Here is a 20,981-nt window from a genome sequence, read left to right on the forward strand (position 1 = left end):
TAAGTCAATTGTCATTAGTCAATTGTTCTTTGTTATTGAACTTTTGACTAATGACTAATAAATAACTAATAACTAATGGCTAATCACCAATAACCAATGACTAATGACAAGCAGCTACGCATCTACACCAAAGAAAATCAGCATACTTTGCAAAGACTGATTAGAGCGATCGCGCTTTCTGAAGGTCAATTTGCCCTGATTTTGGTTCGATGTAACTATGGGCGATTACGTGAGCAAATGTTAGAGAATATTCGCTCCATCACCAAAGACATCAACTTTAGAGAAATCGTTCTCAATCCATCAACGACTTCCTTACACAACACAATAATCTCAGAACTATCTTTAGATAATCCTGCCGTCCTTACAGACTCTTTGCCATCTGCTGTGATGGTTTTCGGTATTGAGTCAATTATCGACCTGGAAAACTTACTTACAGGCATCAATCAAGCACGAGATATCTATGCCGCAACTTTTCCATTTCCAGTGGTGTTGTGGCTACAAGATGAAGTGGCATCATTGCTGTCCAGGTTAGCGCCTGATTTCAAAAGCTGGGCTGCAACCACTATTAAATTTGAAATGGCAAAAGCAGATTTAATTGCTTTGATCCATCAAGAGGCAGAATCTCTATTTACCAAAGTTTTAGAAGCAGGTGCTGATACATTTTTATCTAATGCCTCCCTAGATTTAGATCCCAAGTCTCAACACCGCCACGAAATAGAATCAGCCCGTAATGATTTGCTGCGCCTGTATGGCGTTCAATTAACACCAGGATTAGAAGCTAGTTTAGAATTTGTGTTGGGGCGAGATAAATACGCCAACGATCAAATTAATGGTGCTTTAGCCAATTATCAAAGAAGCCTAGCATTGTGGCAGCAAGAAGCAAGCAGAGTGGCAGAGTGGCAGAGTAATTCTTCTTTGCCCCTTTCACGTCCACACCCTACCCCTCCCTCATCTTTACTCAAGCAAGCAATAGTACTATTCCACTTGGGGCTGTGTTATCACCGAATGGCAGACTTATACCAGAATACTAGTAACTATTGCGAACATGCTCTCTTGTGGTTTAAACAATGCTTGCAGCTATTGGAGCAGGTACAAAGAGAAGATTTAGTTGCTAAATTTATTTTGCCTGCTTGTGAAATGCTGCAACGCTTACAAGCTTGGGATGACTTAAAAGAATTAGCTCAAAAGTCATTACATCTACATAGAACTTATGGAACTCCCGCACAAGTTGCTCAAAATTATGGTTTTTTGGCAAATGTGGCGGCTTCTGAGTCGAATTGGGTACTGGCTCATGAATTAGCAAATACAGCACTTTCTATCTCCGAAGAAGCAACAGAAGTTTCTCTGCGAGACGCTTTGCGAACACGACGACAAGAAAGTTGGTATCTTCTCTTGCTAGCACGTACACAGCGGCATCTGGGTGAGTCGGAAGAGGCTATCAATAATCTGGAATGGGCGAGGGTAGTTTGTGAACTACAACATCAGCCATCACTTTACTTAGAGATTTTAGAGGAACTGCGATCGCTTTACTTTTTTGAGCGTCATGACTATACAGAAGCCTTTAAGCTGAAACAAGAAAAAATTCAAATAGAACATCAGTATGGCTTTCGTGCCTTCATTGGGGCAAGTCAATTGCAGCCACAACGCCCCAGAATTAACCCAGTACTGGAACCTCACAAAATACCGTTTATTCCTGAAGAAATTGCCCTAGAAATATCTGCTTCTGGACGGCAGCAAGATGTCAATCGCTTAATTGAAAGAATTACGCGTGCTGATTACAAACTCACAGTAATTTATGGGCCATCAGGTGTAGGTAAAAGTTCAATTATCAAAGCTGGTTTAGTTCCAGCACTTCAGGGAAAAGTTATCGGTGAACGCATTCCTATACCTATTGTTTTATCTGTTTACACTGATTGGATTACAATCTTGATCAGCAGTATAAACCAAGCGCTGGCATACGCAGGAATATCGGTTAATCTTGACTCTACACCCACAATACTGCTAGAAAAAATTCGGTTAGCATCTGAGCGTAATTGTACAATAATTATTATATTAGATCAGTTTGAAGAATTTTTCTTTGTTAGTAATCCTCCCACGCAAAGAAGAGAATTTTATAAATTTTTTAGTGAGTGTTTAAATATTTCATTTCTGAAGATTATTCTTTCATTAAGAGAAGATTATTTACATCATCTATTAGAGTTTGAACGTTTTAGCCAGAAAAATAGTACTGGATTATATGATTTAGGAGTAATTAATAAAAACATTCTCGATAAGGACATTCGCTACTATTTAGGAAAATTCTCTAACCAGGATGCTAAAGCCATAATTCACAGTCTTACTCAACGTTCACATTATGAACTGAGTGATGAATTAATTAACCGATTAGTCCAGGATTTGACAGGAGAACTAGATGAAGTACATCCAATTGAATTACAAATAGTTGGTGCTCAACTACAAATAGAAAACATTACCACACTTGCAGAATATAAGCTTTGCGGCGGCTCGGCAAAATTGGTGGAACGCTGGCTTGGGGAAGTTATCAAAGACTGCGGTCAGGAAAACGAAGAGTTAAGTTGGAAATTATTGTTTGAGTTAACTGATGAAAAGGGGACGCGACCATTAAAAACTAAAGCTGATTTAGCCACGACATTAGTTAATAATCATGATCTAGACACAATATCAAGCTTTGACACCGTTGGGGAACTGATTTTAGAAATATTAGTGGGTTCATGTTTGATGTTGCGAGTCAGAGAAGAGTTAGGCGATCGCTACCAGCTAGTTCATGATTATTTAGTTGAACCAATTCGCCAAAAAAACAATTATGGCATGGTCGCCGAATTAGAAAAAGTCAAACTAGAGAAAACTAGAGCTGAAGTGGCCCAAAAACTTAGTCAAAAACAACTTAATTTTGTATTGCAACAGCGACTACGGGAAGCACGGATAGCAGGCGCGATCCTGGCAATTATGGGGGGAACAATCGCAGCATTATGGTGGCAAGCTGACTTGCAAAAAAGAGCAGCAATTCGCCAAACTCTACGAGCTGAACGCAGTGAAACTAACTTTAAAATTAGTGCGATCACTGCTGCTAGTGAAGCTTTATTTGCGTCTAATAAAGAGTTTGATGCCCTATTAGAAAGTTTGCGGGCTTGGAGAGGACTTAAACAGGGAGATGGAGTGCAACCAGATACCCGAATGCGGGTGGTGACAGCCCTGCAACAGGCAGTTTATGGGGTAACGGAGGTTAACCGCCTGGAAGGGCACACTGATGTTGTCTGGGGAGTAACTTTCAGCCCTGATGGTCAGTTGCTAGCATCAGGCAGCAAAGATAAAACAGTGAAACTTTGGCGTCCTGACGGTACCTTACTCCAAACCCTCAAAGGTCACATTGATGCTGTTACCTGTGTAAGTTTCAGCCCTGATGGTCAAACCCTAGCGTCCGCCAGCCTCGACAAAACAGTGCAAATCTGGCACAAAAACCCGGTTAAAGGTGAATTTGACCCTAAGCCATATAAAACCCTCAAAGGATACGGTGATTCGGTTTATAGCGTTAATTTCAGTCCTGATGGTGAATTGTTAGCTACTGGCAGTAAGGATACAACCGTAAAACTCTGGCGCAAAGACGGTAGCTTAGTAAAAATACTGAGAGGACATCGAGGGTCGGTTAACTGGGTAAACTTCAGTCCTGATGGTCAATTCATCGCCTCCGCCAGCGACGACAAAACAGTGAAAATCTGGCGACGGGACGGTAGCCTCGTTACAACTTTACAGGGACATCAACAGGCTGTGATGATAGCTGTTTTCAGCCCGGACGGTAAATTCTTGGCGTCAACAGGTCGAGATAAGACAGTGAAACTTTGGCTTAGGGAAAGTAACAGCACTAAAGACGGTTTTTACTTTCGTCCTTACAAAACTTTACGGCAGCATACTAAGACAGTATGGAGTTTAAGCTTTAGTTCTGATAGTAAAAAGTTAGCTTCCGCAGGTGAAGACAATACTATAAACCTCTGGAGTATCACTGGTACTTTACTCAAAACCTTCAAAGGACACAGCGATGATGTTGTCAGCTTAGCTTTCAGTCCAAATAACAAATTGCTGGCTTCAGGAAGTTTCGACAAAAGTGTGAAACTATGGAGTTTAAATGCCCCAAGACCGTCTATTCTTCAAGGGCATCAGAAGCGAGTTTTGAGCGTTGCTTGGAGTCCCGACGGTCAGATGCTAGCTTCTGGTAGTAGGGATCGCACTGTTAAACTTTGGCAACGATACACCAGTAATGGCGAGGTCAAAACCCGACTTTACAAAACTTTGGTGGGGCACACAAATGAAGTTCCTAGTGTCAGTTTTGACCCAAAAGGTGAAATGCTGGCCTCAGGAAGTTATGACAAAACTGTGAAACTTTGGCGGCTTGACGGTACTTTAATTATGACTCTCCACGGGCATACTGATAGTGTGATGAGCGTGAGTTTCAGCCCTAATGGTCAGTTTTTGGCATCAGCTAGCAAAGATAAAACAGTGAAACTTTGGAACCGTGAGGGCAAGTTGCTCAAAACCTTAGTGGGGCATCAAGATTGGGTAAATAGCGTGAACTTCAGCCCTGATAGTCAGATTTTAGCCTCTGCAAGTAATGACCAAACTGTCAAACTTTGGCAGCGGAATGGTACTTTGCTCAAAACTTTTTCACCCCATGACAGCTGGGTGATGGGTGTCAGCTTTAGTCCGACTGACGAGTTGCTGGCTTCTGCCAGCTGGGATAACACTGTGAAACTGTGGCAACGGGATGGGACGTTGTTAAAAACTTTATTAAAGGGTTACAGCGATAGCGTTAATGCTGTGACTTTCAGCCCCAATGGTGAATTGCTCGCCGCCGCCAGTTGGGACAATACAGTGAAACTTTGGAGCCGTGAAGGCAAATTAATTAAAAGTCTCAATGGGCATCGCGCTGGGGTATTAAGTGTCAGTTTTAGCCCAGATGGTCAAACACTAGCATCAGCTAGTGATGACAACACGATAATTCTGTGGAATTTACATCTTGATGATCTACTTGTTCGTGGTTGCGACTGGGTGGGCGATTACCTCAAGCACAATCGCAATCTTGAGGAGCGCGATCGCCTTCTTTGTGATGCCATAACCCGTAGACCCTAGCGTAGTTACGCAAAATTCAAAATCACGCCCTGTTTAGTATCCCGTTGGAGATGGCAAAGCCAGACGTTCTCTACCTTGGGTTGCGCTATCGGCAAAAGCCCCGCCTCGACTTCTCTGAAGGCAAAACGTCTCTGACTTTGCTAAAAATTCAAAATATGACGTACTAGATTAAACAGTTATTAGTTTCTTGGAAACTATGAATTATAAATTAAGAATTATGAAATACGTTGAAGCCTCAATGAGCAACCGCTCTTGGTTTAGCGGTTGATGAGGCGCTTAGAGTTGTTAATTCAGAGATCGAAATAATTTTCTAGCTAATCAGCTGCATGAGCGATCGCTCTCCAAAATCTCGTGGCTATTTTCTTCGGGAGTCTCTTGTAGCAAATTCGCTAAAAATGCTTGTAGTCTTATACGCTCAATGTAAGGCCAGCCTCCTTCAGACTCAATATCTTTCAGTAGTGAGTAGAGTTGCCGACGGTTAACAGGCAAACTCTCTTGAAAAACCCCATCCCGGATTTCTCGGTGTAACTGCTCCAATTGCCGCAGCAAAGCCAAAAGAGCTACACTATCGCCTTGAGAAACCTGAACTGCATCATACACCACGGTTGCGATCGCTTGCAGTTTACAGGACAACTTCTCTGATTCAATATTTTTGTTATTGTTCATTCCACCCTTTCCGTATAAATGAGGCCAACTCAAATTTACCGAAGATTTTTAATTTTCCCTAGCTTGCCAGCCTAGATTCATTAGCTGTCATTCTAGACAAGCAGTAAAGGAAATAAACATTCTGTAGGCTTCTAGATGGTTTTTTTGAACTCACCCTCTAAGAGCGTCCCTCCGAAGTTCTGTACCCTTCTCCTGACAAAGACCAAGGCAACGGATGGCAAAGCCAGACGCAAAGAGTGCGAACGCGCAAGGGACGCAAACTCGTTGGCGCAGCCCAAGATAGAGAAGAGGCAGCGCTATCGCCAAAAGCCCGCGCACCCTGTGGGATCTTGCTACAGCCGACTTTTCTTTTTGTCTCCGCATCCCCTCACTTGCCCTAGTAAGGGGTGAATATAACTAGATTTGTATCTTTATCAAAAGCAATTGCGATCGCTCCTAAAAGGGAGCGGTAAAGTTTAACATAGCCGACAACAGCAGCTAGATGTGATCAAAACGAGACTTTCTTGGATTTTGAGTACTTTGATTTTGAGTTAAAAAAAATCGTATGATCTGGCTGATTTCCCCATCAAACAATGGGCTGTATGTAGTGGCGTCACATACATAATACAAAAAGACTTGGGCGATGCCGCTTTTGCCATAGGCAAGAGCAAAGTGCGAAGCAGACTCCTCTGTTGGCACTCTTCTAGGCAAGCATTTATGCCGCTCTGTGTGGGGCTTACTCATCCACGCGCCCAAATCTAACAAATGCCACCAACAGTAAAACTGCTGGTTTTTTGCTCCCCTAGTTACACACATCCAAAATAGATGCAGTGTGCTACTTAATCTGGGGTTTACAACCCAAACTCAAGAGAGCGACACGTTTAACTACGTTTAGCAACAGAAAAGTTTGAGCAGCGGCTGACAACCTAGACGCCCGGACACTTGCTTCAACTGTCTTAATCAGAGCAAAGCCGTGTCCGACCAAAGGTAGCTTTTCGCAGAGTAGCGGCTTCTCATCAGAGATCAAAGCTTCGATGCAGTTTTACAACTTAGATATTAATTTTTGAGATTGAGGTTGACCATGAGGTATCGCGCTTTAATTGTTGCATTCTTGGCTTTGTGCCTGGGGCTAATAACTGCTTGTAGTGATGCTCCTGCTAGTAGCAGTAGAGATGTACTCACTTACGATCAAATTCGCGGGACTGGCTTGGCTAACAAATGCCCCCAACTAGCAGAAACACGCCGTGGCTCTATTCCCCTTGATTCTAGCCAGTCCTATGCCATCAAAGAACTTTGCTTGGAACCAACTAGCTTCTTCATCAAAGAAGAACCTGCTAATAAACGCCAAGAAGCAGAATTTGTTGCTGGCAAATTGTTGACCAGATACACTTCCACCATTGATCAGGTGCAAGGCAACCTAAAAATCAACTCAGATAATAGCTTGACCTTTGTGGAAACTGATGGTCTTGACTTCCAAGCCATCACTGTGCAACTTCCTGGTGGTGAGCGAGTACCTTTCCTGTTCACCATCAAAAACTTGGTTGCTCAAACCCAACCCAGTTTGAGCAGTATTAACACCTCCACGGACTTTGAAGGCACTTTCAAAGTTCCTTCCTATCGTGGTGCTGCCTTCCTCGATCCTAAAGGTCGTGGTGTCGTCAGTGGCTACGATAATGCCGTGGCTCTCCCCGCCCAAGCAGATGATGAAGAACTTACCCGGACTAACGTCAAGCGTGCTGAAAATCTTAATGGCAAGATTTCTCTGCAAATCGCTAAGATAGATGGTTCTAGTGGTGAAATTGCTGGTACTTTCGAGAGCGAACAGCCATCTGATACAGATTTAGGTGCTGGCGAACCTAAAGAAGTCAAGATTCGCGGTCTATTTTATGGACGGGTTGAACCAAGTCGTGGCTAAATCCTCTTAAATAACGCAACTGACTGGCACTCAGAACGATAATTCTGTAAGTATCAGATTTGATCACAAAAGTTAACTTATTTACCCTCTTTTTTCAGGAGGGTAGATAGGTTTTTTACAAAGATGGGGAAAAGTGAAAGCCAAGCAAGATTGTGGGCGAAATAACCCTTGCTATTGGGAATATTCTGATACCTCGGTCTTGTGGGTGACTTGATTCATCCTTTTAACCTTTTCCCTTTCATTAAAAGATTATAGACTTAAGTACAAAAAAGGGTGAGATGCCCTTTTTTTATTGGCTTACATAAATATACTTAGTATTTTTTAAAGATTATTAGTAATTTTTAAAGATTGGATAAATCCCAGTTGAATGGACAAGTAATTTTACTGTAAATTCAACTTTTGCTGATCCAACAAAATCCTGACTACTGTTGTTTTATTTTTCTAAATTAACTTGATCATTAATTAATTCAAATTAAGTACAATCTCGGTTTGATATTTAGTAATTAATTTTATATTTTATTTGTATGTAGTTCTCAAAAAAGCTACAGATCATACCAAAGATAAATAACAAACTTAATCCCGATTTCACCCATTTAAATTTTGCTCGATTGTCAAGCAACTTATAGAATTCTTTCTATAAAAACCTTGTTATCTACCATAGTATTTGCTATGAAATATAGCGCGATATTGTCTTTGATATCGTGCGATCACAGCTAAGTTTAAAAGTGAGTAATTAATTGTTGATTTGCTCAATAAACACGGTGCTATGCCTACCACAGTCACCAATGAACTAAAACACGAAATTTGGCAGTTGTTGCGAGAATATCAGCAATCTCCGTCAGAAAATGTCCGCAATCAACTAGTAACACTCAATTTTGGGCTTGTGAGAAAAGAAGCTCACTACTGGACTAATCAATGTCATGAAACTTATGATGATTTGCTCCAGGTTGGATGTTTGGGTTTAATCAGAGCTATTGAAAGATTTGAACTTTCCAAGGGACATGCCTTCAGTTCCTATGCTCTTCCCTATATTCGGGGTGAAATTCAACACTATCTCCGAGATAAAAGTGTCACCGTGCGAATTCCTCGGAGGTGGTTAGCGCTACAACAGCAAGCAATAGGAGTTTCACGTTCTTGGCGTGAAAAACATAATCGCCAACCAACCGACTTGGAATTAGCAGCAGCACTGGAAATTTCTCCAAACGAATGGCAAGAAATTAAATTAGCATGGATCAATCGCGCTCCCTTGAGTCTCGATGTGCCAGTCCAAGACGGAGAAGAAGGCTCTACCTGTTTGGGAGAATTGGTTCCAGATCCTCACTATCGCAGCTTTCAACTAGCACAAGAAGACCAACTTCGCTTACAACAAGCATTGGTTCAGGTAGAAAAACGCACCCGCGATGTGTTGGAATGTGTGTTTTTGCAAGATTTGACACAAAAACAAGTTGCAGAACATCTAGGGATCAGTGTAGTAACGGTTTCCCGTAGAGTCAAGAAAGGCCTGGATTTGATGAAAGAGCTTATGGGTGTGGCACAAGATTGACTGCAAATAAACACCAAGCCGCAGTTATGCTGGGGAGGCAGTGCTAAAAATAACCCTTGAAATGTAAAAAATTAGGTTATAAAGGGAACATACTTTGCCTTTGATACAAATTTCAGGCGTGTTGATTTCTACTTTTCAATTTTCCAATGGCTTTTGAGAACAGCTCATGGGCAGAAATTCCAAAATTACAATTGCAGCTATTTTAACTTTAGCGATCGCTGGATGTGCTTCGGAAGATACACAACAAGCCATCAATCCGGCGCCGATTCCCAAAATAGCTGCAAAGTCGCCACCAGCAGCTCAATCCTTTAAAAATCCAGTGATAGCTGCCAAACAGGTTTCACAATTTAATCCTGCATCTGTTAACTTGATTCAATCCACTAATGCTACAGAGCGGGCACGGTTAGTTGTGCTATCAAAAAATCGAAGTGACCCGTTTGCACAACTTTTCGGGCAGACGGTTACCGAAATGCCTAAAACATCTGGAAGACCTGTTCCCGTCTTGCCTAAGCTACCTACTGCATCACTAGCAGGACGAAAACTTCCAACACGCAGCATAGCTTTAAACAGACCTGTTCCCCTATCGCCTAAGCTACCTACTGCATCACTAGCAGGACGAAAACTTCCAACACGCAGCATAGCTAAAAAAGTCAATCCTACCTTGACTTCAGTCTTGCCTAAGGTTTTGCCTCAAGTTGTCCCCAACCCTACTTTAGTATCTGTATTGCCACCGCCAGCACAACCTGAGTTAGCAAGGGCAGTGCTTGTGACTGGTGTAGTTCTAATTAGTAAGGAACCACAGGCAATTATCAAAGTACCGAATGAGCCGACGAGTCGCTATGTGCAGGCAGGACAGCGATTAGCAAATGGCGTACTGGTTAAACGTATTGAAATGAATCAGGGCTACAACCCCATCGTGATTCTGGAACAATATGGTATTGAAGTTGCCAAAATGGTAGGGGAAGGGGCTGTCAATTCAACGCCGTCGGCTGCATCTGCTACCGGCAATCCTATTTCAGTGACAACGCCCTCCTCAAATCCTTCTAATCTGGGAGCTTCATAAAGATGGAGATTAAGGAAAAAATTGAATTTCCTGGTTTGCCTTTAGCTGTCTATAGAGAGATAGCAGCTCATTTACGTCAAGTCGAAGGGGTGGAAGTGGATTTAATTCCCCAGTCATCCCAACAGTTTGATTACAATCAAAGTCAAATTGGTGGCTTGTCCATCTCGTGGACAGCAAACTCTGGTTCAGAAAGTCGGCAACGAGTTAACCAAATTTTGGTTTACTATCAAAATCGCTATAGTCTTTAACGACTTGAGTTTATATCAAGTTCGGAACACGGGTTTGGGTAGTGGAAATTTCAGGCATTTTTCAGGTAAGGAATCGCCCCTCTCGGCAAGGAGTATCAATATCCACTCTGACTTACACAAAAGGTTATGTTATTTTAAGAGCAGCAGATGGTTTACGATTAAGTATCATCCTTTTAAAGGAGTAAACTACTCACCGTTATATTTCTTGGAGGATGACTGTGGTCATCCTAGTTAAGAATTAAAATAAACTTCACAGACTAGTACCGTTTCGTGGGCATCCTGCCCGCCCGGAAATACAATGGATGAGCTTTACTAATTAATCAATGGCTAGAGTATGTTGAGCTAGCAGAAAAACGTGATGATTTGGTAAAATCCCTGTCTGGGGGTATGAAACGACGGTTGCAGATTGCAAGAGCTTTATTGCATCAACCGCAAATCTTGTTTTTGGACGAACCAACGGTAGGACTAGACCCCTAAACCAGGCGACGCCTCTGGGAAATTATTCGAGATTTGAATAAGCAGAGGATGACGATGCTACTGACGACCCATTATATGGATGAGGTCGAATTTTTCGGCGATGCTTTCGGTTCTACCAAGCCAGGAGGCATCGGTATTATGGATAGCGGTAAGCTGATTTCTTTTGGAACTTTACAATAGCTCCGTTCAGTTCACAGTGAAGGTTTGGTGATGAAGGAATTGGGTGTGTCTGAAGTGGGAAGTGATGCCGCTCGTTGCTGGGAATATTTATTTTTCCCATCCCTGGAAGTAGCAAATCTCTACTTGAATGAACAGCCCGATGAAACCGGAATGATGGTGCGTCCCTGTAACCTGGAAGATATTTTTGTGGAATTAACGGGACGCCAGTTAGATTAACCTCATCCTCCTAACTGTCGCAGCATGGCATCTACCCTGTTGACGCCATCTAAGTCATTGCGCCGCTTGTACAAGTCACGGGCTTTCTGAAGCAAGCTGTTCGCTTGTTTGGTTTGTCGTCGCTGTTTATACATCGAACCCATCAACTCATAAGTCTGGGCATTGTTCTTATCCAAGCTGATTGCTTGCTCGTATGCCCAGGTAGCAGCACTATAGTCTCCCATACGAGATTGCGTCACAGCCAATCCTAAATAGGCGTTAACGTTGTTACGGTTGAGCTGTATGGCACGACGGTAACCTTCCTTTGCCCCAGCTGTGTCGCCCAAATTCGCTTTGATGTAACCCACAGCGTAGTAAAAATCACTATTGTTAGGGTTGATGGCGATCGCACGACGATAAGCTGTTAATGCCGCCTGGTAATTTCCCTGTTGAGCATATAAGTAGCCAATACCTGAATGAATTTTGGCATTTTTGGGATCTAGGCTAGCTGCTTGCTGATAAACAGCGATCGCACCACCATAATCGCCCGTATCAACTAATCTCCGTCCATCTTCTAGTAGTTGCTTTAACTGGGGGTTTTTGGCTTGTGCCACTAATACCTGAGCCTGAGCCACTGAAGGTATGCTGAAGGCAAAACATCCTAATAACACCACACTAAACACAAATGATGTTGGCTTGTACACAGTAAAATTCCTGAAACTTTAGAGGACTTTTTTTCTTGTACATTAAAACAAAAATATGGACTTTTGAAAACTGTATTTCTTCGTATTAATTAAGATGTCAATAGTTCATTCACTATTTCCTCTACAATCAGTGGTATATCACAGAGTTTTTACTGAAAGATGAGGTGCGAGGTATAAATAATGAAATGAGGTGACTCTACATATAAATTGGGAGAATATCAAAATTACACTCTTTTTTCTCAGTAGTTATACGTGTCATTCCCAAAAACCCAATAGGTATCTCACTTAATCCTCAATAGACGTGACAATACTATAACTCATTGAACATTAATAATTACTATTGAGTATTTCACTTAACAACTTGCTAAAGGTGTATCCAATTTTTTGTTCTTTATACTACCTTTGGTGAAGCCGGATACTTTTTGTACAGCAGCTTTCTATCTATCGATTGTCTACATCTTTTTTTGGTAATTACACGATAAGATAAATCCAAAAAGCAAAATGCTCCTTCAGATTATGATTTTTCAGACAATACTACAAGTGCGATCGCACTTCATGCCCGATGTTAGCGATCGCAATCTAAAATTGTATGAGAATATGTTTATCAAACCTATCTCAACGCAGTCTAATTATATATCTCTAAATAAATTTACATTTGTTAGAGTATTTTAATCATAAATATCAACATACATGCTATTTTGGAGGCTAATTTGTGATTATAACTACCACTGATGTGATTCAAGGAGCCGTTATTGAGTCATATTTAGGCATTGTGACAGCAGAAGTAGTCTACGGCAGCAATTTCTTGCGGGATTTTTTGGCGGGTATTCGAGATATTATCGGTGGACGCACTGGTAGCTATGAGCGTCTATTTGAGCAGGGTCAACGTAAGGCATTAGAAGAATTAGAGCAACGAGCACAACGTTTAGGAGCAAATGCTGTGATTGGGATTGAAATTGATACTGGGACAATCAATATTGACCAGTCAGGAGTTCTTTTGCTGATTACTGCTACAGGCACTGCTGTAAAGATGCGTTAATCTTTTATCGTAAATTAAAGGATTTAAGGCCCGCAACGTCAACAGATAGCTTTAGTTTCAGTCAGGGTTTAAATCCACTTATGTAACTCTCTTCTCTACAAGACGCTGCACATAGCTTGCTTCTTCGTAGGAGTACAATTTTGAATTTTGAATTTTGAATTGTTAATGGCTGTCTAATTACTTTGTTAGAATTTTTTAATAAGAGTTACAAAGTTTTGTATTAAATCTAATTTTTTTATCAAATATCAGACTGAATAGATTATTATAGTAGTTAATATTAATAACTGTATTTAACTTAACAATTTATAGGAAAAATATCTAAAAAGTCATTAAATAAAGAAATTTTAAATTATCTTAAAAATTATTAAAGACGTTTGTTTTTTCTCACTAAAGATACATTTATTAAATATTTCTATTGATAGATATAAAAGCAGATGATTTAGCTATTTAATTTTAAGCATAAACATGAATATACCTAAGTAGCAACTTTGCTCAAACAGCACTGGAGAACATAAGCTATGTCATACGTAAATCGGACAGGTGATGAGACTATTCCTACTGGGACTGTGGTAGCAGGCCGAGTAGCTGAATATCATGATCTTGTTCGCTGGGGGCCGATTATTTCTGGATTGTTGGTTTCCTTAGCTACCCAATTAATTTTGAGCGCTATAATTGGTGCGGTTGCGGCAGGCACAGTTGAAGGTTCAGGTGCACCCAGATCAATTGCCCCTAACGCTGCGGGTAATGCAGGACTTTGGTCAACTATTGCTTTACTAATTTCCCTATTTACTGGTGGTTGGGTTACAGCCCGTGCTTGTGGCCCGATGAACCGCAATACAGCTCTTCTTAACGGCGCGATTCTTTGGGCAACGACTTTGGCTGTTAGCTCGTGGCTGTTAGCAAGTGGAGTATCTGGTGCTTTTGGTGTTGCTGCTTCCAACGCTGGGGCAGTCATAAACCAGGTACAACAGCAAGGTGGTGTTAATGTACCACAAGCAAACATAAGTGCCCAACAAGCTCGTGATGCGGCAGCTAATTTACGTTCGGGATTGTGGTGGTTTGTGTTTGGTTCTTTGTTGGGTTTAATAGCCTCAATGATTGGAGCCGTAACTGGAACTCGTAGTCCTCGGGTTAACAATTACAATCCTTAAAGAATTGTTTGACAAACAAAATCTTATCAACTTTAAAAGCACCTTGAAAAAGGTGCTTTTTATTTATTATTTAAGACTGGTTTAGATTGATCACTACTACTAGGGGTAAATAGACTCATCGTCTGGGACTTAAAAGGTTCTTGCTTTAATATTGGGTTTTAGGCAAAATTGCCAACATATCTGATCTGTTAATATCCCGCTTCTAAGCAACATAAATTTTTATTAGAAGCGGGATATTTTGTGTGGTTATTTTTCTAAGTCAATGAAATTAAAACTTTACCACCACAGTTCACCATTTCAGGTATGAAGCTTCAATCCCTTGTTCACGTCGAATTTTGCCATCTTTTTCAAACCAAGAAATTAGTTGCTGTGCTGTCAAATCTTCAATAGCAACGCCGTACTCTTGAGCGATATACTTCAAAAGCTTAAGTGATGAAATTGTCAATCTTGTTAAAAATTTTTCTGGAGAAGACAATAAAGCCGCGTCTACTTTTGCTGACTCTTCCAGTGTTAAAAATTGTGCTGATGGTTGCTGTGGTAATACGTCCATAAACGCTATCTCAAACTTAGTTGATTATTGATAATGGGTAGTTGCTATTCAGCTATTATCCATTACCGAGATAAATGTAAAACCGAATTTATCTATCAGAATTTTGCAGGCGAGCTTGTACCAAATAGCCACAACGATGTTCGCCGTTGATAATCCAGTGGGTGCGTTCTACGGTACAATCAGGTAAGACGGCAGCAAACATTTCTAATTCGTGACCACAGATGCTGGGGAAAGACTCGGCAACGTTGGAAATAGCGCAGTTATGTTCCATTAAAATAAAGCGATCGCTCTCAAAGCAGTCATTCACATCAACAGGGTGATATTCCGCCATGAAGCCTTCCGCTTTTCTGAACTCTACTAAGTTGGCTACACGTTCCCGCAGTGAACCGCTACCCACGCGATCACGGTACTCTAGTGCTTTGCGCTCCCACTGTTTCTGTAAAATCCATTTAAATTGGTCGTGTCCTACCGTTTCGGCTAAGGTGTCTAGCAGCGAAACCGCAAAATGACCGTGGCCATCACCAAAGCGATCGCTCATTGTTCGGTGCAAGCGATCGCGTCCCTGATGACTCAGTTGATAAACGTGCTGCGGACGCCCCATCCCCGCCGCCTGCACTGTCGATGAATACAAAACTAGCTCCTCCGTCTCCAAATCTTTGAGATGACGACGAATCGCTTGAGGGGTAACTTCTAAAACTTCAGCTAACTCAAAAGCCGTTGCTTTTTCATGTTTGTGCAGATATTCTAGGATATCTTGCTTGGTTGAGGACTGGTGGGTAGTCGCCATCTTCTGCTGCGAGACGTTGAGCTAACGTCCCAAAAATTTCTGGGAAAATTTGACTTTGACAACATTGTTGTTGTTAATCTAGCGTAAAATGAAGATAGGTTAAACAACAATGAAGTTGTTTTAGTCTCCACCCCTATTCTAGCAGCCGTGTAACCATTCCGTAACGTGATATGGGAATCGGTTAGCCACAGCCCGTCTCCCATCCTAAAAGAGTTCTGAATACGAGAGATTATTACTGATGAGTGCCACTGTCAAAACCTTAGTCAACCAACCCTACAAGTACGGCTTTGTTACCGATATTGAAGCCGACACTATTCCGCGTGGACTAGACGAGGACGTTGTTCGCTTAATCTCCTCTAAGAAGAACGAGCCGCAGTTCATGCTGGACTTTCGCCTCCGGGCTTATCGCCAGTGGCAAAAAATGACGGAACCAACTTGGCCGAATGTCAAGTATCCGCCAATTAATTATCAGGATATCATTTACTACTCAGCGCCGAAACGCAAGAAAGAAAAACTAAACAGTTTGGACGAAGTTGATCCAACCCTTTTAGAAACCTTCGAGAAGTTAGGCATTTCCCTATCTGAACAGAAACGACTGGCAAATGTCGCCGTCGATGCGATTTTCGATAGCGTCTCTGTCGCCACTACATTTAAAGAGAAGCTAGCGGAAGACGGCGTTATTTTCTGCTCGATTTCGGAAGCGTTGCAGGAACACCCAGAACTGATCAAAAAATACCTGGGTAGCGTTGTTCCTATAGCTGACAATTACTTTGCCGCCTTGAACGCCGCCGTATTTAGCGATGGTTCCTTTGTCTATATTCCTAAAGGCGTGAAATGCCCAATGGAACTGTCTACCTACTTCCGCATCAACTCTGGTGACACGGGACAATTTGAGCGGACTTTGATTGTCGCCGAAGAAGGTAGTTATGTTTCTTACCTCGAAGGTTGTACCGCACCGATGTATGATAGCAACCAGTTGCACGCCGCCGTTGTGGAACTCGTCGCCCTTGACAATGCTGAAATTAAATACTCCACCGTGCAAAACTGGTACGCTGGAGATGCCAACGGTAAAGGCGGTATTTACAACTTTGTCACCAAACGCGGTTTGTGTCAGGGCGTAAATTCCAAGATTTCCTGGACTCAAGTAGAAACAGGTTCGGCAATTACTTGGAAATATCCCAGCTGTGTGTTGGTGGGTGATAACTCTATAGGTGAATTCTACTCGGTGGCGCTGACAAATCATATGCAGCAAGCCGATACTGGCAGTAAGATGATTCACGTAGGTAAGAATACTCGCAGTACAATTATTTCAAAAGGAATCTCCGCAGGTAAATCCAGCAATAGCTACCGGGGTTTGGTGAAAGTCAACCCGACGGCGATTGGAGCGAGAAATTATTCCCAGTGCGACTCGATGCTGATTGGGGATAATGCCCATGCGAACACTTTCCCCTACATTCAGGTGCAAAATAACGCTGCGAAGGTGGAGCATGAAGCTTCTACTTCCAAGATTGGGGAAGATCAGTTATTTTACTTCGCTCAACGGGGTATTTCCTCAGAAGATGCAATTTCGATGATGATTAGCGGCTTCTGTAAGGATGTTTTTAATCAGCTACCAATGGAGTTTGCTGTAGAAGCTGATAAGTTGTTGAGTTTGAAGTTGGAAGGCAGTGTTGGATAGGGCTTGTAGTCAGCATAGTGCTGGAAAATCGCTACGAACTGAAAAGATTAACGCTTGTAGTCGGCGCTTTAGCGTTGTTAAAAAGCGCTAAACGCCGACTACGAACCAAAAAAGATGAGAGACAACATGATTATTGAAAATAGTGAAATTGTGCTGTCAGTAAGGGATCTGACGGCTAATATTGATGGGACACCAATTTTGAAAGGTGTAAATCTTGAGGTGCGATCGGGTGAAATCCATGCGATTATGGGGCCGAATGGTTCTGGTAAGAGTACCTTTTCTAAGGTGTTGGCTGGACATCCAGCCTATGAGGTGACTGGCGGGGAGGTAATTTTCCAGGGGCAAAATCTCCTGGAATTGGAACCAGAGGAACGAGCAAGAAGTGGTGTATTTTTAGCGTTTCAGTATCCGTTAGAAATTCCAGGTGTGAGCAATTTGGATTTCTTGCGGGTGGCGTACAATTCCCGTCGCAAAGCGCAAGGTTTAGAGGAAATAGACGCCTTTGATTTTGACGATTTGATTGAGGAAAAGCTGGATGTGGTGAAGATGAATTCCAGTTTTCTCAGTCGGAGTTTGAATGAAGGGTTTTCTGGTGGTGAAAAAAAGCGGAATGAAATTCTGCAAATGGCGCTGTTAGAACCAAAGTTGGGAATTTTGGATGAGACAGATTCGGGTTTGGATATTGACGCGCTGAGGATTGTGGCGAATGGGGTAAATCAACTGGCAAGTCCGGAAAATGCCACAATTTTGATTACCCACTACCAACGGTTACTCGATTATATTGTGCCAGATTTTGTGCATGTGATGGCAAATGGGCGGATTATTACGAGTGGTGGTAAGGAACTGGCACTAAAATTGGAGTCTCGCGGTTATGACTGGGTGCTGGAAGAATTTGCCGTTGAGGTGGGTGTGTAATGAGTATTCAAGTGTCTCCCAGTCCAATTCCTAACTCAAATGCAGTTAGTTTGACATCGATGTTAGATAGAGATGATTATCTGACTGGGTTATTAAATCAAGTAACGGCAACGAAAACAGAAGGTTGGTTGCAGGAATTACGCCAAAGTGCTGCTAATTGGGTACGCCACTCGATTATTCCCACTACCCGCGAGGAAGAATGGCGATTTACTGATTTGTCGTCTTTGCGAAAGGTGCAATTTAATCTAGAGATGGGAAATTTCCCGTCTTTAGAATTTGATATTTTGCCAGAAGCGCCTAATAGTCGTTTGGTATTTGTTAATGGCGTTTTTGTGCCGGAGTTATCAGCAGTTTCAGATTTACCATCTGGAATTGTGGTGAGTAATTTGGCTGGTTTGTCTGTGGTTGAGCAGGAGGGTGTACGGCAGTATTTAGCTCAAACTGAGGGAGCGCAGGAAGTTTTTACTGCTCTCAATACGGCTGGGATAACTGATGCAGCTGTGGTGTGGGTGAAGAAGAATGTGGTGGTTGAAACGCCCATTCATTTGGTGTTTATTTCGGTTGGGGGGGGGATACCGACGATTTCGCAGCCGCGTTGTTTGGTGGTGGCGGAAGGTGGTTCGCAGGTGACGTTGGTTGAAGAGTATACGAACCGCAGAGGCGCAGAGAGCGCAGAGGAAGAGGGAGTATATTTTACTAATGCGGTTACGGAAATTTGGGTTGGTGACAATGCTGAGGTGAATCACACTAGGGTTGAGCGAGAAGGTGCAGAGGCTTTTCATATTGGGAAGACTGCGATCGCACAAGCTCGTGATAGTCGATATACTTGTCATGCCATAACTTTAGGCGCGAAGTTGTCACGGCACAATTTAGAAATTTTGCAAACTGGTGAGCAGACAGAAACTACTCTCAATGGGTTGACAATGATTTATGGTAAGCAGTTGTCTGATACTCATAGTGCGATCGCACTCAACTATCCTCACAGTACGAGTAAGCAGTTGCATAAGTGTATTGTAGGCGATCGCGCTCATGCAGTATTCAATGGCAAAGTTTTTGTTCCTAAACTGGCACAGTTGACAGATGCAGCCCAGTTGAATCGGAATTTACTGTTATCATCGAAAGCCAGGGTTGATACTAAACCCCAATTGGAAATTACTGCTGATAATGTAAAATGTGCTCACGGTGCTACCGTTAGCCAATTGGAAGATGATGAAATATTCTATCTGCAAAGTCGAGGAATTGATGAAAACGATGCTCGGAAGTTGTTAATTAACGCTTTCGCTGCTGAAGTTATTAACCAAATACCAGTTACCTCTCTGCGAGAAATCCTTTTAAACACAGTCAATAATCTTAAGTCCCTGACTAATGACTAATACTTCTCTACGAGAGGCTGCGCCAACGGCTTCTCTACGAGACGCTCTTGCGTTCGCTCAGTACAAGTGACTAATGACTAATAACTAATCTACCAATGAGTTTCACCCCTACCAAAACTATTGCTGATCAAGTTCGCGCTGACTTCCCGATATTGCATCAGGAAGTTAATGAGAAAACCTTAGTTTATCTCGATAATGCTGCGACATCACAAAAGCCTTTGTTCGTATTAAATACCCTGCGGGATTATTACGAGCAATATAATGCTAACGTGCATCGAGGTGCTCATATCCTGAGTGCTAAAGCTACTGATGCTTATGAAGGTGCTAGAGATAAAGTTGCCAAATTCATCAATGCTGCATCACGTCAGGAAATCATCTACACCCGCAACGCAAGTGAGGCAATTAATCTAGTAGCCTACAGCTGGGGAATGAACAATTTGCAACCGGAGGATGAGATTATTCTCTCGGTGATGGAACACCACAGTAATATTGTGCCTTGGCAGTTTGTGGCGCAAAAAACGGGTGCAGTACTGAAATTTGTAGAACTAACACCAGAAGAAACGTTTGATTTGGAACAGTTTAAAAAGCTGATTTCTAACAAAACAAAATTGGTGTCAGTGGTGCATATTTCTAATGCTTTGGGTTGTATTAATCCAGTGGAAGAAATTGGTGCGATCGCTCACAAATCCGGTGCTAAATTCTTAGTTGATGCTTGTCAAAGTGTTCCTCACTTCCCCATTGATGTGCAGCAGATAGATTGTGATTGGTTGGTAGCTTCCGGTCACAAAATGTGCGCTCCAACTGGGATAGGATTTCTGTATGGTAAGTTGGAGTTATTAGAATCAATGCCACCATTTTTTGGTGGTGGTGAGATGATTGCAGAGGTATATTTAGACCATTCTACTTATGCAGAATTACCGCATAAATTTGAAGCTGGTACACCTGCAATTGGAGAAGCGATCGCACTTGGTGCTGCGATAGATTATCTTAGCAGTATCGGCATGGATAAAATCCACGCTTACGAAGCAGAATTAACAGCTTATTTGTTCCAACAATTAGAGCAAATTCCCCAAATTAGAATTTACGGCCCCAAACCAAATGCTAAAGGGGAAGGTAGAGCTGCTCTTGCGTCATTCACAGCTGGAGAAGTCCACGCCAACGACTTATCTACATTATTAGATCAAGAAGGTGTTGCAATTCGTTCTGGACACCACTGCACTCAACCATTACACCGTTACTTAGGTCTTGCTGCAACCGCACGAGCAAGTCTATCTTTCTACAACACCCGCGAGGAAATTGATATTTTCATCAAAGCACTTAAAGAAACTCTGGACTTTTTTGCAGGTTTCCTTGCTTAAAGTTACAAAATATTCAGACAC

The 20,981-nt window shown here is 42.1% G+C and carries 16 protein-coding genes and 1 pseudogene; 13 read left to right on the top strand and 4 right to left on the bottom strand.

All coding sequences use genetic code 11. From position 1 onward, the window contains the following. Window positions 1–96: 96 nt before the first annotated feature. Window positions 97–5,139 (top strand): nSTAND1 domain-containing NTPase, encoded by a 5,043-nt coding sequence (locus V7K85_RS25020; RefSeq protein WP_334817595.1) that lies wholly within the window; start codon window positions 97–99, stop codon window positions 5,137–5,139. Window positions 5,140–5,457: 318 nt separating this feature from the next. On the opposite strand, the gene V7K85_RS25025 is transcribed toward V7K85_RS25020, so the two are convergent. Then, on the bottom strand, window positions 5,458–5,805 hold the full coding sequence (locus V7K85_RS25025; RefSeq protein WP_334817597.1) for a hypothetical protein: 348 nt from the start codon (window positions 5,803–5,805) through the stop codon (window positions 5,458–5,460). A gap of 1,060 nt (window positions 5,806–6,865) precedes the next feature. Between V7K85_RS25025 and V7K85_RS25030 the strand changes: the two genes are divergently transcribed. The 5 genes and pseudogenes from V7K85_RS25030 to V7K85_RS25050 form a co-directional block, all read left to right on the top strand. Beyond that, window positions 6,866–7,699, top strand: a complete 834-nt coding sequence (locus V7K85_RS25030) for a photosystem II manganese-stabilizing polypeptide (RefSeq protein WP_334817599.1) — start codon at window positions 6,866–6,868, stop codon at window positions 7,697–7,699. A gap of 766 nt (window positions 7,700–8,465) precedes the next feature. After that, window positions 8,466–9,242, top strand: a complete 777-nt coding sequence (locus V7K85_RS25035) for an RNA polymerase sigma factor SigF (protein WP_334817601.1) — start codon at window positions 8,466–8,468, stop codon at window positions 9,240–9,242. 166 nt (window positions 9,243–9,408) lie between these two features. Further along, on the top strand, window positions 9,409–10,305 hold the full coding sequence (locus V7K85_RS25040) for a hypothetical protein (RefSeq protein ID WP_334817603.1): 897 nt from the start codon (window positions 9,409–9,411) through the stop codon (window positions 10,303–10,305). Between the two features lie 2 nt (window positions 10,306–10,307). Further along, complete coding sequence (locus tag V7K85_RS25045) at window positions 10,308–10,553, top strand: hypothetical protein (RefSeq protein ID WP_334817605.1); 246 nt, start codon at window positions 10,308–10,310, stop codon at window positions 10,551–10,553. A gap of 312 nt (window positions 10,554–10,865) precedes the next feature. After that, window positions 10,866–11,426: pseudogene (locus V7K85_RS25050) on the top strand (ATP-binding cassette domain-containing protein); the annotation flags it as partial. A 2-nt stretch (window positions 11,427–11,428) separates the two neighbouring features. Here the strand turns inward: V7K85_RS25050 and V7K85_RS25055 are convergent. Beyond that, complete coding sequence (locus tag V7K85_RS25055) at window positions 11,429–12,109, bottom strand: tetratricopeptide repeat protein (RefSeq protein ID WP_334817607.1); 681 nt, start codon at window positions 12,107–12,109, stop codon at window positions 11,429–11,431. Window positions 12,110–12,610: 501 nt separating this feature from the next. Between V7K85_RS25055 and V7K85_RS25060 the strand changes: the two genes are divergently transcribed. The 3 genes from V7K85_RS25060 to V7K85_RS25070 all read left to right on the top strand — a co-directional run bounded on the left by V7K85_RS25060 (window position 12,611) and on the right by V7K85_RS25070 (window position 14,299). After that, a complete protein-coding gene (locus V7K85_RS25060; protein WP_334817609.1) occupies window positions 12,611–12,781 on the top strand; it encodes a hypothetical protein in 171 nt (56 codons plus the stop codon). A gap of 40 nt (window positions 12,782–12,821) precedes the next feature. Next, complete coding sequence (locus V7K85_RS25065; protein ID WP_109009512.1) at window positions 12,822–13,148, top strand: YbjQ family protein; 327 nt, start codon at window positions 12,822–12,824, stop codon at window positions 13,146–13,148. 518 nt (window positions 13,149–13,666) lie between these two features. After that, the gene (locus V7K85_RS25070; RefSeq protein WP_334817611.1) at window positions 13,667–14,299 is read left to right on the top strand and encodes a hypothetical protein; all 633 of its coding nucleotides are present in this window, start codon (window positions 13,667–13,669) and stop codon (window positions 14,297–14,299) included. A 289-nt stretch (window positions 14,300–14,588) separates the two neighbouring features. Here the strand turns inward: V7K85_RS25070 and V7K85_RS25075 are convergent, their stop codons facing one another. Both V7K85_RS25075 and sufR read right to left on the bottom strand, forming a co-directional pair. Then, window positions 14,589–14,849: a hypothetical protein gene (locus tag V7K85_RS25075; RefSeq protein WP_334724529.1), complete on the bottom strand. Its 261-nt coding sequence runs from the start codon at window positions 14,847–14,849 to the stop codon at window positions 14,589–14,591. Between the two features lie 88 nt (window positions 14,850–14,937). Further along, window positions 14,938–15,636 (bottom strand): iron-sulfur cluster biosynthesis transcriptional regulator SufR, encoded by a 699-nt coding sequence (gene sufR / locus V7K85_RS25080; RefSeq protein ID WP_334817613.1) that lies wholly within the window; start codon window positions 15,634–15,636, stop codon window positions 14,938–14,940. A 238-nt stretch (window positions 15,637–15,874) separates the two neighbouring features. Between sufR and sufB the strand changes: the two genes are divergently transcribed. From sufB to V7K85_RS25100, 4 genes are all read left to right on the top strand, one after another. Further along, on the top strand, window positions 15,875–17,314 hold the full coding sequence (sufB, locus tag V7K85_RS25085) for a Fe-S cluster assembly protein SufB (protein ID WP_334817615.1): 1,440 nt from the start codon (window positions 15,875–15,877) through the stop codon (window positions 17,312–17,314). A gap of 126 nt (window positions 17,315–17,440) precedes the next feature. After that, window positions 17,441–18,229, top strand: a complete 789-nt coding sequence (gene sufC, locus V7K85_RS25090) for a Fe-S cluster assembly ATPase SufC (RefSeq protein ID WP_334817835.1) — start codon at window positions 17,441–17,443, stop codon at window positions 18,227–18,229. After that, the gene (gene sufD / locus V7K85_RS25095) at window positions 18,229–19,602 is read left to right on the top strand and encodes a Fe-S cluster assembly protein SufD (protein ID WP_334817617.1); all 1,374 of its coding nucleotides are present in this window, start codon (window positions 18,229–18,231) and stop codon (window positions 19,600–19,602) included. The genes sufC and sufD overlap by 1 nt, the downstream gene beginning before the upstream one ends. A gap of 95 nt (window positions 19,603–19,697) precedes the next feature. Then, on the top strand, window positions 19,698–20,960 hold the full coding sequence (locus tag V7K85_RS25100) for a cysteine desulfurase (protein WP_334817618.1): 1,263 nt from the start codon (window positions 19,698–19,700) through the stop codon (window positions 20,958–20,960). Window positions 20,961–20,981 lie beyond the last annotated feature (21 nt).

This window comes from Nostoc sp., from assembly GCF_036917615.1.
Lineage (GTDB): Bacteria > Cyanobacteriota > Cyanobacteriia > Cyanobacteriales > Nostocaceae > Nostoc.

Excerpts from the sequence above, each read along its gene's own strand:
- V7K85_RS25020 (WP_334817595.1), top strand. The coding sequence starts at position 97 with ATGACTAATGACAAGCAGCTACGCATCTACACCAAAGAAAATCAGCAT.
- V7K85_RS25025 (WP_334817597.1), bottom strand. The coding sequence starts at position 5,805 with ATGAACAATAACAAAAATATTGAATCAGAGAAGTTGTCCTGTAAACTG.
- V7K85_RS25030 (WP_334817599.1), top strand. The coding sequence starts at position 6,866 with ATGAGGTATCGCGCTTTAATTGTTGCATTCTTGGCTTTGTGCCTGGGG.
- V7K85_RS25035 (WP_334817601.1), top strand. The coding sequence starts at position 8,466 with ATGCCTACCACAGTCACCAATGAACTAAAACACGAAATTTGGCAGTTG.
- V7K85_RS25040 (WP_334817603.1), top strand. The coding sequence starts at position 9,409 with ATGGGCAGAAATTCCAAAATTACAATTGCAGCTATTTTAACTTTAGCG.
- V7K85_RS25045 (WP_334817605.1), top strand. The coding sequence starts at position 10,308 with ATGGAGATTAAGGAAAAAATTGAATTTCCTGGTTTGCCTTTAGCTGTC.
- V7K85_RS25060 (WP_334817609.1), top strand. The coding sequence starts at position 12,611 with ATGCTCCTTCAGATTATGATTTTTCAGACAATACTACAAGTGCGATCG.
- V7K85_RS25070 (WP_334817611.1), top strand. The coding sequence starts at position 13,667 with ATGTCATACGTAAATCGGACAGGTGATGAGACTATTCCTACTGGGACT.
- V7K85_RS25075 (WP_334724529.1), bottom strand. The coding sequence starts at position 14,849 with ATGGACGTATTACCACAGCAACCATCAGCACAATTTTTAACACTGGAA.
- sufR (WP_334817613.1), bottom strand. The coding sequence starts at position 15,636 with ATGGCGACTACCCACCAGTCCTCAACCAAGCAAGATATCCTAGAATAT.
- sufB (WP_334817615.1), top strand. The coding sequence starts at position 15,875 with ATGAGTGCCACTGTCAAAACCTTAGTCAACCAACCCTACAAGTACGGC.
- sufC (WP_334817835.1), top strand. The coding sequence starts at position 17,441 with ATGATTATTGAAAATAGTGAAATTGTGCTGTCAGTAAGGGATCTGACG.
- sufD (WP_334817617.1), top strand. The coding sequence starts at position 18,229 with ATGAGTATTCAAGTGTCTCCCAGTCCAATTCCTAACTCAAATGCAGTT.
- V7K85_RS25100 (WP_334817618.1), top strand. The coding sequence starts at position 19,698 with ATGAGTTTCACCCCTACCAAAACTATTGCTGATCAAGTTCGCGCTGAC.